Consider the following 12,784-nt stretch of genomic DNA (forward strand, 5'->3'; position numbering starts at 1 on the left):
AACAGGGTTGCAGATCGGCGGGTGACCGCGGCCTGTTTCTTCTGGGACAAGGAGCTTGCATGAGCAGCAGCAACCACGCCGCAGCATTGAGGCGCAGCAGTATCGCATTAGCCCTGATGTCGATCATGGGCACCGCCGCAGGCCAGAGCACCACAGGCTCGCTTTACGGCAGCGTGCCGGGCGCTGCGGGTGCCTCGATCATCGTGGAGAGCGACAGCGGTCTGAAGCGCATTGCCGAGGTCAATGCGAACGGCCGATACTCACTCAGCTCGTTGCCCGTCGGCAAGTACACGGTCACCCTGCAGCGTGATGGGCAGATGGTCCAGCAGCGCGAAAACGTGCAGCTGACAGTGGGCATGCGCACCGACGTGTCATTCGATGGGCCTGTCGCCAATACGCTGGACACGGTCACGGTGACGGCGGCCAACCTGCCGAAGATTGATGTCACCAATACCGTTTCGCGGTCGGTCATCACCTCCGAGCAGCTTGATGTACTACCCCTGGGGCGCAGTGCTGAAGCCATCGCGCTGTTGGCACCGGGCGTTGTGGCGGGCAGCGGCGCGTTCGGCAACGGCTCGCGCTCTGCGCTTTCCTTCGGGGGTTCCAGCGTCAGCGAGAATGCCTATTACCTCAACGGCTTCAATGCCACCAATCCGCTCAACAACATCGGTGGCGTGAGCCTGCCTTATGGCTCCATCGACCAGCAGGAGACCTATACCGGCGGTTACAGCGCCCGCTATGGCCGATCCACCGGTGGGGTGATCAACCAGCTCGGCAAGCGCGGCACCAACCAGTGGCACTACGGCGTCCAGACTACCTGGGAGCCCGGTTCGCTGGCCTCCTCGCCACGCGACATCCGCTACCCACTTCATTCGCCGGGGGCAGGCTATGAGCTGCAGGATCCGACTCTTTCCGGTTCGCTTTACCGCTCGCGTCGTGGTGACACCGCCGACCGTAAAACGCACAGCGCGTATGTCAGCGGCCCGCTGATCGAGGACAAGCTGTTCTTCCACGTGGCCGGAGAGATCGCCACATCCCGCGGCGTCTCGACCACCAGCGTTGAATCGGCTCAGCAGGTGAGGGGGCATTACGCCGTCGATGCGCCGAAGTTCTACGGCAAGATCGACTGGAACATCAACGACAGCAACACGTTGGAGTACACGCGTATCCAGAATACGGACCGCTATGCTGCCTACCTTCGCGCGTATGACTACGCGACGGGTAGCGAAGGAGGCCGCACCGGCACCTTCGCCAATACCACCAAGCTGAAAGACACCTATGACATCTTCAAGTTCACCAGCTATCTCAGCGACGACCTGACGCTGAGCGCGGTGTGGGGCCGGAGCCGACAGCTCAATCTCGATTCGAATCCGCTTAGCTCTGCGAACCCGTTCATCAGCGGCGCCAACAACCAGGATCCGTCCATCACCGGGGGCTCGCCTATCCGCAACGATCAACCGGCGATCAATGAAAAGGCGGCCAACGCAGGCAGTAGCACGCGCGGCCTGCGCGTGGACCTGCAGTACCGCATCGGTGACCACGAGCTCACCGCTGGCATCGACAACATGACCTTCAATGCGAACAACGAAGGCCAGGCCATGAGCGGTCCCGGCCATGCATGGATTTATTCCCGCATCGCCCCGGGCTCCTCGCCTTCACCGGGTTTCGGCATCCGCCCGCCGGGTGGTGACGGTTACTTCGTGCAGAAATATATCTTCTCCACCACCACCAGCATGTCGCTGGCGCAGAAGGCGTACTACCTGGAAGACCGCTGGCAGGTGACGCCGGATTGGCTGCTTACCCTGGGGCTCCGCAACGACAAGTTCACCAACTACAACAGCGCCGGTACAGCCTACGTGCAAAGCGGCAATCAATGGGCGCCGCGGCTGGGTGTGGCGTGGGATGTATCCGGCGACGCGTCGCTGAAAGTGTTCGCCAATCTGGGACGGTATTATCTGGCGCTGCCCAACAGCGTGGCCATCCGCGGAGCATCGGCGTCGACCTATACCCGTGAATACTTTACTTACAGCGGCATTGATGCCAACGGCAACCCTACCGGCCTCAACCCTCTGGGACCGGGCCCGGTTTCGTCCAACAACGAGTATGGCCAGACACCCGATCCGCGCGGCGTCGCGCCCTCGGACCTGGCCTCCCAGTACCAGGATGAGTTGATCGTTGGGTTCGAAAAGGCCTTCGGCGCCTCATGGAACAGTGGCGCCAAGGCGACTTACCGCCGCCTGCAGACCGCTATCGACGATACCTGTGATGGGGGCCGCATTGCCGACAAACTCAAGGCGGCGGGCGTGGACCCGAGCACGCTGGATGTCCCCGGCTGCGTCATCTTCAATCCGGGCAAGACCAACACCTTCCTGGTCAAGAAGCGCGATGGCACAGGCTATGTGCCGGTGAGCATGAGTGCGGGAGACTGGGGGCTGGACGGGCGAAAGGCCAAGCGCGACTATGTCGCGGTGGACATGTTCATCGAGCACCCTATGCGCAGCAACTGGTACGGGCGCCTGGATTACACATGGTCGCGCAGTTTCGGCAACACCGAAGGGCAGGTAAAATCGGACATCGGCCAAGGCGATGTGTCCAAGACCCAGGACTGGGACTCGTATTATCTGATGGAATATGCTGGCGGCTATCTGGCCAATGACCGTCGTCACCAGTTGAAGGGATACGGCGCTTACCAGTTCACCGACGAGTGGACGGCGTCGGCCACGCTGCAGGTGATGTCCGGTGCCCCCAAAACCTGCTTGGGCTTTTACGGTGCCGATGAGGGTGACCCGGTGGGATATGGCTCGTCGTACCACTACTGCAATGGCAGCCCGTCGCGTCCTGGCGATGCCGGCCGCCAGCCGTGGACCGCCCGCCTTGACCTGGGCGTGATGTATCGCCCGGCGTTCGCGCGGAAGCGGTTGGCACTGGGGCTGGACGTGTTCAACGTCCTCAACCAGCGCCGCCAGGTGCAGTCCGATGCGACCTATGAGAAAGGACCGTATACCCTATCCAATACCTATGGCATGGGGACCTACTTCAGCGCGCCGCGCTCGGTCCGCCTGACTGCCGCTTACGATTTCTGAGCAGCGCACGGTGCTACTGATAACGCAGAAGGGCGCCCTCGCGGGCGCCCTTCTGTTTTACCGCTGATTCTTCACTCAGCGCCAGATACGCAGCTGTTCGGCGTCGGTACGCTGCATCGGCTGGCCCGGCTTGCAGCTGAAGCTGGCCGAGAAGGCCGGCAGGTTGGACAGCGGGCCGTTGGTGCGCCACTTGCCCGGTGCGCGGACGTCCGTGCTCAGGCGTGCAGCCGCTTCGTTCGGCGACAACTGCTGGCCCCACAGCGTGGCCCATGCGCTGAAGAAGCCCTGCTGGTCCGCCGGCTTGGCGTTGGCTTCGACGGCGCGGTAGGCGTCCCACGCCAGCTCCAGGCCGGCCAGGTCGGCCAGGTTCTCTTCCTGGGTCAGCGTGCCGTTGACCTTGGCACCCTTGACGCCCGGGAACTCGTACGCGCCGTACTGCGCGGCCACGCGGCTGCCCAGCAGGGTCCAGGCGGTCTTGTCGGCCGGCGTCCACCAGCTGCGCAGTTCGCCCTTGGCGTCGATCAGCGAACCCTTCGCATCGATCGCACGGGTCAACTCATGGCCGACCAACGCGCCGTAGCTGCCGAACTTGTCGGCGGCACTGGCCTGTGCGTTGAAGATCGGGCCCTGCAGCGCGGCGGCGGTGACGATCAGGCGGTTCTGCGCTAGGTCATAGGCCAGCGACGGCTGCTGCGGCAGGACGTCCCAGCGACGATCCGCGTTGCCCTTGCCGATGCGCTTCATTTCTTCGCGATGGCGCCAGGTGGAGGCGATCAGCATGTTGCCACCGAAGCTGCCGCGGCCCATCGGCTGCACGCTGTAATCCAGATCGCGCCGCGGGGTGCCGATTTCGATCTTCATCGCGCCCAGCTTGGCCTCTGCTTCGGCCTTCGCCTCGGCGCTCAGCCAGGTGCTGCGCTTCACGGCTTCGATCTGCGTTTCGCGCAGCTTGTCGATGATCCAGGCGGCCTGGCGGCGATCTTCCGCCGACAGGTGCTTGGCGGCGTACTCGCGACCGACCATCGGACCGGCGGCGACGTTGATCGCATCCAGCACCTGCTCCCAGCGCGCGGCCGGCAGGGTCTGCGCGCGCAGCACGCGGCCACGGAACTCAAACTCGGCATCGCGGTAGGCCTTGGACAGGTACGGCGCCATCGCATCGCCCACGCGCCAGCGCAGGTAGGCTTTCCACTGGTCCGGTTTGATGCGCGTGACCATGCCATCCAGCGCGCGGAACAGGGCTTCGTCGGACAGCGACACCAGATCGTCGTTGACACCCTGTGCCTTCAGGAAGGCATCCAGCTGCAGGTTCTTGTAGCGGCCGTTGAGATCCTTGGTGGAGATCGGCGCGTAGTTGCGGAACGGGTTGTTGAGGTCGGCCAGCGACTGCGCGTTGCGGGCCAGCTCGGTCTCCAGCGCGATGACGGCCTGCGATTCGGCATCCAGCTTGTCCGCCGCGGTGCCGGTCAGTGCCAGGATCTGCTTGACGTAGGCGCGGTAGCGGCCCATCACGGCCACGGTATCGGCGTCGGTGCGGGTATAGAACGCCGGGTCCGGCAGGCCCATGCCGCCCTGCATGAAGTAACCGATGTGGCGGTCGAGCGCCTTCAGGTCCACGTCGGGGCTGAAGTTGAAGGCCACCGGGATGCCGACTTGGTGCAGGGCGGCGATCGATGCCGGCACATCCTTGGCGCGCTTGATCGCGTTGATGCGGGTCAGCAGCGGGGCGATCGGATTGGAGCCGTCGGCTTCAACCGCAGCTTCGTCCAGGCCGCTGGCCCAGAAGTCACCGAGCAGCTTCTGCACGTTGCCCTGCGGGCTGTTCATTGCGGCATCCAGCAGTTCGCGCTGCTGCGCGCGACTGCGGTCGACCAACTGGCCCATGGCCGTGGTGGCGCCGCTCTGCGGGACCGGGTTGGCCTTCAACCACGTTGCGTTGCTGGCGTCGTAGAAATCCGTGCACTGGGCGCTGACGGCCGGTGCACGCGCCGCCTTCTTCTTCGCCGCCAGGGCATCGGTAGCGGGAACCAGGAAGGCCAGGCTGACGCCCAGGGAAATGGCAAGCGGACGAAGGTTGGGCATGGAAGAGCGAATCCGTCGAGGATTAAGGGCGGGCGAACTATAGCAAGCCCTGCATGTGCAGAGCATGCAGACGCGGCGATACACCGCGGTGTGCAGGGCTGCCAACGAAAAGGCCCGGGTTTCCCCGGGCCTCCATGGCAACAAGCGGTCAGCCGTGGCTTACCAGATCACCACCTGTGCATCGCCTGCGCGCACCATCGGCGAACCGGCCTTGCACTGGAACGCCGCCGCGAACGTCGGCAGGTTCGACGGCGCGCCCATCGCGCGGAACTGCGCCGGTGCGTGCGGATCGGTCGCCAGACGGACCTTGGCGTTTTCCGGGGTGTACTTGGTACGCCACACGGTGGCCCAGTTGAAGTAGAAGCGCTGATCGCGGGTGAAGCCATCGATCTTCGGATCTTCCTTGCCTTCCGATGCCTTCTGCAGCGCATCGTAAGCGGTGGCCAGGCCACCCAGGTCGGCGATGTTCTCACCCAGCGTCAGGCTGCCGTTGACGGCCTGGCCGTCGACTTTGTAGCCATCGAACTGCTTGACCAGCTTGCCGGTCAGGCCCTGGAAGTTTTTCTTGTCGGCGTCGGCCCACCACTCTTCGAAGTTGCCGGTCGGGCCGAAGCGCGCGCCCTGGTCATCGTAGCCGTGGGTCATTTCGTGGCCGATCACCGCACCGATGCCGCCGTAGTTGAGCGCGTCGTCCGCGTTGGGATCGAAGAACGGCGGCTGCAGGATGGCGGCCGGGAACACGATCTCGTTCTGCAGCGGGTTGTAGTAGGCGTTGACCGTCTGCGGGGTCATGCCCCACTCGGTCTTGTCCACCGGCTGGCCGATCTTGGCCAGGTTGAACTTGTAGTTGAAGGCATTGGCCGCACGCACGTTGCCGAGGAAGCTGTCACGGCCGGTGTCCAGGCCCGACCAGTCACGCCACTTGTCCGGGTAACCGATCTTCGGGGTGAAGGTCTCCCACTTGGCAATGGCCTTCGCCTTGGTCTCAGCGCTCATCCAGGACAGGCCCTGGATGCGTTCCTTGAGGGCGGCGGCCAGGTTCTTCACCAGCGTTTCCATCTTCGCCTTGGCTTCCGGCGAGAACGCGACCTTGACGTACAGCTGGCCGAACGCTTCGCCCGCACCGTTTTCGATGGTGCCGAGCACGCGCTTCCAGCGCGGCTTCTGTTCCTTCTGACCGTTCAGGGTCTTGCCGTAGAACTCGTAGTTCTCGTTGGCGAAGGCATCGCTCAGGTACGGCGAGGCGCTGTCCACGGTATGGAAGCGCAGGTAGGCCTTCCACACGGCCGGATCGGTATCGCCCAGCGCCTTGCTCACTTCCTCGTGGAAGCTCGGGATGGCCAGCGAGAACTTCTCCGGCGCGGCCACGCCCTGCGCCTTGAAGAACTCGGTCCAGCTGAAGTTCGGGGTCAGCGTGTCCGCATCCGCCAAGGTCACCGGGTGATAGAACAGCGAGACATCGCGCGACAGTTCAACGCTGGACTTGGAGGCCTTGGCGAGGCGGGTTTCCAGCGCGACCACGTCCTGTGCCTGCTTGGCGGCGTCGGCCGCCGGCACGCCGGCCAGCTCGAGCACCTTGGCCACGTGGGCCTGGTAGGCCTTCAGCTTGTCGGCCTTGCTGGCTTCGGTATAGAAGGTCTTGTCCGGCAGACCCAGGCCGCCCTGGCTGGCGTAAGCCATGTTGACCGCGGAGTTCTTGAAGTCCGCTTCGGCGCCGAAACCGAACAGTACGTTCTCGCCCTTGGCCGCGCTGTCGCGCAGGTAAGCGGCGATGGCGCCCTTGTCGTTCAGCGCATCGATGGCAGCAAGGTCCGCCTTCAACGGTTCGATGCCCTGGGCATTGATCTTCGCTTCGTCCATGCCGGTGGCCCACAGGTCACCAACCACCTTTTCGATGTGGTTCGGGTTCTTGACCTGCGCGACCTGCTCGGCGAGCTGGTGCTGCGCGGCCACCGAGCGCTCGTCGAGGATGGTGAAGGCGCCCCAGCTGGTGCGGTCGGCCGGGATTTCATTGGCGGCCAGCCACTTGCTGTTGACGTAGTCGCCGAAGGCCGTGCAGGCGTCCAGCGTGCTGTCCAGGTCGCTGGGCTGGAAGGCGTTGTACGCCGGCAGCTTGGCCTGGTCCAGGGTGTAGGTGGTGGCTTCGGGTGTGGCGGCCGGGGTGGAGGCGGCGCCTTCCGTGGCCGGGGCTTCGCTCTTGCCGCAGCCGACCAGCGCGGCCGAAACGGCGAGGGTCAGCAGGACGATCTTGGGAGTACGGGTCACTTTGTTTGGCCTCCAGGCCGCGTGATAGCTGAGAAAGCCCCCGCAGGGGCCGTAGGGCGGACGATACGCCTCCAGCCCGGCCCGCAAGGGTGTCGAAGGTCATGCCGGGACGCAAGTGGGCGAACGGACAAGGTTGGCAACATGCCGGCCCGCGCCCATGAAAAAAGGAGGCGACCGGGGTCGCCTCCTTCGGGTGTCACGTCGTGCGGATTATCAGAACTTGTACTTCAGACGCACGTACGGGGTGCGGCCGTACAGGTCGTACTGCGTAGCGAACGCGGCGGTGTTGCCGTAACGCGTACCGGCACCGGTGGAGATCAGGGCGGGCTTGGTGTTGAACACGTTGGACACACCGACCAGGATTTCCCAATCCGACTGCTCGTAGCTCAGCGACGCGGTGTGGTACAGGCGTGCGTCGGCGGTCAGGTCGCGGTAGGAGTTCGGACGACCCTGGTAGGTGAACACATTGTTCAAGTCCTTGTTCTCGGTCGAGCCGATGTACTGGGTCAGCCAGTTGTAGCTCCAGTCGCCACGGGTCAGGCTCAGGCCCAGGTTGGCCACCACGTCCGGCCGGCCGATGTAGCCCAGCTGGTCCGAATCAGACAGGCCGCTGGCTTCGGCGGTGTCGAAGATCTGCGCCACGTCTTCCATCGTGTAGGTGACCTGGGTGTCGACCGCGAAGGTGCCGAAACCGAACTCACGTTCCCAGTTTGCCGTCAGGTCCCAACCACGGGTGCGCTGCTGGTTGATGTTGAGGTACTGGGCGTAGATCTCGCGGATCGAGTTGGCATCCGGACCGGTGGTCGGGTTGCGCACCAGCAGCTCGCAGTAACGGTTCGGGAAGGTGCTGGAGGTATAGCAGCCGTCCACGATGTCGGCCGAACCCAGCGCGGTGATCTGACCCTTGACCTTGTAGTCGAAGTAATCGATCGCGATGCTCAGGTCGGTGAACGACGGGGTGAAGACGATACCGGCGCTCTTCGCCCGCGAGGTTTCCGGCGTCAGGTTGCCGGCGCCGCCGCTGGTGAACACCGTGGCGCTGGAGCCTGCACCGGTGTAGTCCGCCGGGATGCCCGCCGCGCCGCAGTTGGTCTGCAGGTTGGTGTTGTTGCTCTCGCCCCAGCGGATGCACGGATCGATCGCGGTCTGTGCCTGGAAGCCGGTCTGGTTGCCCAGGTACAGCTCATACAGGCCCGGTGCGCGGTACGACGTACCCAAGGTGCCGCGGACACGGAACGCCGAATTGATCTGCCAGTTCAGGCCGAGCTTCCAGACCGAATCGCTGCCATCGACCGAGTCGTATTCGAAGATACGGCCGGAGGCGTTGGCGCTCAGCGATTCGATGCCGGTGATGCCCTTCAGCAGCGGAACGTCGAACTCGACGAAGGCTTCCTTGACCTTGTCTTCGCCCTTGGTCTGGTCAGCGGTGGACGCGCCCCACAGATCCTTGTACTCGACGCCCGGCTGATCGTTGATCTTGTAGTTGCGGTACTCGAAGCCGATGGCCGTGCCGACCGCGCCGGCCGGCAGGTCGAACAGCTCACCGGTGAATACTGCGTTGATGCTGTACTGGTCGTAGGTGGTCTTGCCCGGGGCCCACACGCCCAGGATGTCGACCAGCTCGTCGACCTTCGCACCGCTCAGGTAGCCCGGATCGAAGTAATTGGCGGCCGGCGTTTCGCCTGCGCCTTCGGTGAGCAGGTCACCGGTGATCGAGTTCTTGATGCCCAGCGTGTTGTACTTGCCGCTGGACCGGCTGTAGTTGCCGTTGACTTCCCAGCCCCACGACTCGGTGCCCTTGAACAGGCCATCGAACTTGGTGGCGCCGTAGAAGTAGTCGACCTCGGTGTGGGACTGCGACTTGAACGGCAGCACCGGCTGGGCATAGCCGTTGGTGGTGCCCGGCGCTTCCACGGTCGGGAAGAACTGGCGCCACTGGAAGTTGTCCGTGGTGCGCTTGTTGTACAGGAACTGGGTCTTCCAGTTGAACGAATCGAAGCCGAAATCAGTGGCCAGGTAAGCCGACTTGCGCTCCTGGCGGTTCATGATGTGGCTCTCGCCCCAACGCGAGAAGTTCAGCGGTTCCTGGTAGAACGCAACCGGGTTGCCACCGGCATAGGTCTGGTTCGCGCGCGGGCGATAACCGGCGAACGGACCGACCGTGCTGCCATCAGCAGAGGGCACGTAGCGGATCGGCGAATCGTATTCGTCGATGACGTTGTGCAGCAGGTTGTTGCAGTTCGCCAGCGGAGTGCCGGCATTGATGGAACGATCCTGGCGATCGATACGGTTGCCGTCGGCATCCTTGATCAGATCTTCGCCGCACTTGAGGTAATCGCGGTCACCGCGGGTCAGCTCGTTGTGGCGGTACCACTCGACCGCAGCGACGACGCTGCCGGTTTCGAAGTTCCAGCCATTGGCCAGCGACGCGGCGAACACTTCACCGCCGCCCTGGGTCGGGATGCGCGAGGTCACGGTCAGTTCCGGACGATCGAAGTTCTTCTTGGTGATCAGGTTGACCACGCCGGCGACGGCGTCGGAGCCGTAGATCGAGGACGAACCGTCCTTCACGATCTCAGCGCGCTGCAGCACCGCGGTCGGGATCACGTTCAGATCGAAAGCGCCGACGGCGCCGCGGGTGCCGGCCGGGCCGGGACGCTGGCCGTCAAGCAGCACGAGGGTACGGTTCGCGCCCAGGCCGCGCAGCGAGAACGTCTGCACGCCGGTACCGCCGTCGACGACGAAGCCGCCGAACTGGTGGGTGATCTGCGTTTCAGCGGCGCCGATGGCCGAGCGCTGCAGGAATTCGCCAACGTTCACCTGGCCCTGAGCGGCGTTCTTCTCGGTGTCAATGGTGAACACGGGGGAGGCGGTCTCGTAATCCGCACGGCGGATCAGCGAGCCGGTGACAGAGACTCTGTCCAGATCCCGGGTCGTCGGCTCAGCGGAGGCGGCCGTTGACTTGGCGGTGTTGCTCTGATTGCTCTCCTGCGCGAAGGCAGGTGCGGCGGTGAGGCAGGCCAGCACAGCGAGGGTCAGAGGGACACGGCTTGGCGAGAGGTGGCGATTGGCTTTGCGCATTGCGTTGACTTCCCAGTTGTTATGCTCCGGTTAACCGAGTCTATGAGCGCTATTTGCTAAATGCAACGTAAATGTTGCGACATTTTCATCACACTGTCGTAATCACTGATTCAGGTTCGCAGACACGAAAAGAGCTCCGGCGAGGTGATCGCCGGAGCCCTGTGCTGACCGTTGCGTCGCGCTGGATCGATTTACAGACCGCCCGGACCGCACTCCTTGGCGAGGAAGTCGGACATCAGCGGCAACGTCTTCTGATAGTGGCTGGGGTACCACGGCATGCTGTGCGGCATGTCGGGGATCAGCTCGAACTTGGCAGGCACCTTGCCCTGCACGGCGTTGTAGAAGCTGCGCGCATGGAACGAAGGCGTGCGTACATCGCGGTCACCCACGTAGAGCAGCACGGGGATGGTGGCCTTGGCGGTGTTCTGCATCGGGTCCATGCCCTTCACCGTCTGCCCCTGCAGGATGCGCTGCAGCCGGTTTTCGCTCCAGGACACGCCGAGTCGTGCCAGGTCGGTCACCGGTGCACCGGCGATGGCGCACTGGTAGGGCGATGGGCTGCGCACGGTGGCTGCCGCCGCCGCGAAGCCACCGTAGGAATAGCCGAAGATCGCGACGCGATCCTTGGCGGCAATGCCCTGCTGCACCATCCAGGCCGCCGCATCGTCGTTGTCGTCCTGCATCTTCTGGCCCCACTCGCGGTCACCGGCAATCCAGTGCTCGCGGCCGAAACCGGTGGAGCCGCGGTACTGCGGGCGGATCACCGCATAGCCACGCGAGGTGAAGTAGGGCACCCAGCCCGAGCGGTCCCAGCCGGTGTAGTCGCGTGCCCACGGGCCGCCGTGCGGATGCACCAGAGTGGGCAGCGCGGTGCTGCCTTCCTTCCAGCCAACCGGCAGGTCGACGATGGCGGGAATCTTGCGGCCATCCCGTGCGGTGTAAGTCACCCAGCGCTGCTCGCCGATCTGCTTGCCATCGATCCACGGACGTTCGCTGCCCAGGGTGGTCACGTTCTTGCGGTCGCGCAGCACGTAATAGCTGACCGGCGACTGCGCGCTGTCGGTGGTGAACAGCACGCGTGACAGATCGTCGTTGTAGCCGGTGATGGTGACATCCAGACCCGGGTAAGCCTGCTTCAGCCCGTCCTGCAGGGCCTTCATCTGCGGATCGACGTAGATCGTTTCACGGGTGGGGCCATCGACGTGGAATCCCAGCACCTGGTTGAAGTTGCTCGGGCGCGTACCCAGCACCAGGCCGCCGATCGGATAGGTCGGGTGCGCGGCGAGGGGCTCCGGATCGAAGGCGCGGGTGGTCGGGTCGTACATCCGCGCCTGCACCTGCGGCGAGAAGCGATCGGTCAGGATGTAGAGCTTCTTCGATGCTTCATCGATGCCGACGATGTCCATCGTGTAACGATCGGTGAGCTTGGTGGTCAGCGGATCGTGCTTCTCGAACTGCCCGGAGGCCGGGTTCTTGATCAGGATCTGCTGCTCGTACTCGTTGGCGCCGGCTGGCTCGATCTGCACGCGGGTCAGCAGTTCACCGTTGCGCGGATTGAACAGGCCCGGCGAGGAACGCGCGCCGCCGCGGAACAGAAGTTCGGTCTGCCCGGTGCGCAGGTTGAACAGATAGTAGTTCGCCGACAGGGTGGTCTGGTTGACCTGGGAGATGACGACCTTGTCCGGGTCCAGCGGCAGCGCGTGCACCAGCGACGCGGAACCGGCGATCTCAAGGCAGCGCTGGGTCTGCTCGCTGATACCCAGTTTGCGCGTGTTGTCGGCGAACGCTTCGTCGAACTTCACCTGGCTGGAATCGGTCAGGTAGGCCTTGGTCAGGAAGGTCTTGGTGGAGCCGATCGAATTGCCTTCGCCGCAGCCGGACAGCTGCGCGGTCAGCTCCTGGCGGCTGAGCACCAGGTTCTTGCCGGCCTTCAACGCACTGGCGGCAACGAACTTCATGCGGTCACCGGACGGGGTGATCGCCACCGGACCGGCATCCAGCTTGTCCATGTCCCAGTTGGCAAGGGCGGTGTCGCCGTTGTTGCTGCCCGGGGCGGAGATGATGGCGACCAGCTGCTTGCCGTCGGCGCTCATGGTCACCGACTGGATGGCCGGGATCTTCGAGAAGTCGTCGACCGGCAGGGGGGCGGCCATCGCCTGCGAGACAGAGGCGGCAAGCAGCGACAGCGCGGTGCAGAAGCGAAGCGATCGGGTGAGGTGCATGGTGAAAAGCGTCCGTTGCAATGAGGCTGCGAAGATGAACGAAGCGTGAGT

General features: G+C 64.1%; 5 protein-coding genes. 1 reads left to right on the forward strand and 4 read right to left on the reverse strand.

Features of this window, described 5'->3' with window-relative positions; translation table 11 throughout:
* Positions 1-59 precede the first annotated feature (59 nt).
* On the forward strand, positions 60-3,083 hold the full coding sequence (locus ICJ04_RS06380) for a TonB-dependent receptor (protein ID WP_188326692.1): 3,024 nt from the start codon (positions 60-62) through the stop codon (positions 3,081-3,083).
* Positions 3,084-3,158: 75 nt separating this feature from the next.
* On the opposite strand, the gene ICJ04_RS06385 is transcribed toward ICJ04_RS06380, so the two are convergent.
* The 4 genes from ICJ04_RS06385 to ICJ04_RS06400 form a co-directional block, all read right to left on the reverse strand.
* Positions 3,159-5,165: a M13 family metallopeptidase gene (locus ICJ04_RS06385; RefSeq protein ID WP_188326693.1), complete on the reverse strand. Its 2,007-nt coding sequence runs from the start codon at positions 5,163-5,165 to the stop codon at positions 3,159-3,161.
* Between the two features lie 159 nt (positions 5,166-5,324).
* A complete protein-coding gene (locus tag ICJ04_RS06390; RefSeq protein WP_188326694.1) occupies positions 5,325-7,430 on the reverse strand; it encodes a M13-type metalloendopeptidase in 2,106 nt (701 codons plus the stop codon).
* A gap of 213 nt (positions 7,431-7,643) precedes the next feature.
* The gene (locus ICJ04_RS06395) at positions 7,644-10,511 is read right to left on the reverse strand and encodes a TonB-dependent receptor (protein WP_188326695.1); all 2,868 of its coding nucleotides are present in this window, start codon (positions 10,509-10,511) and stop codon (positions 7,644-7,646) included.
* Positions 10,512-10,702: 191 nt separating this feature from the next.
* Positions 10,703-12,733, reverse strand: coding sequence for a prolyl oligopeptidase family serine peptidase (locus ICJ04_RS06400; protein ID WP_188326696.1), 2,031 nt, complete (start codon positions 12,731-12,733; stop codon positions 10,703-10,705).
* Positions 12,734-12,784 lie beyond the last annotated feature (51 nt).

This window comes from Stenotrophomonas sp. 169 (assembly GCF_014621775.1).
Lineage (GTDB): Bacteria > Pseudomonadota > Gammaproteobacteria > Xanthomonadales > Xanthomonadaceae > Stenotrophomonas.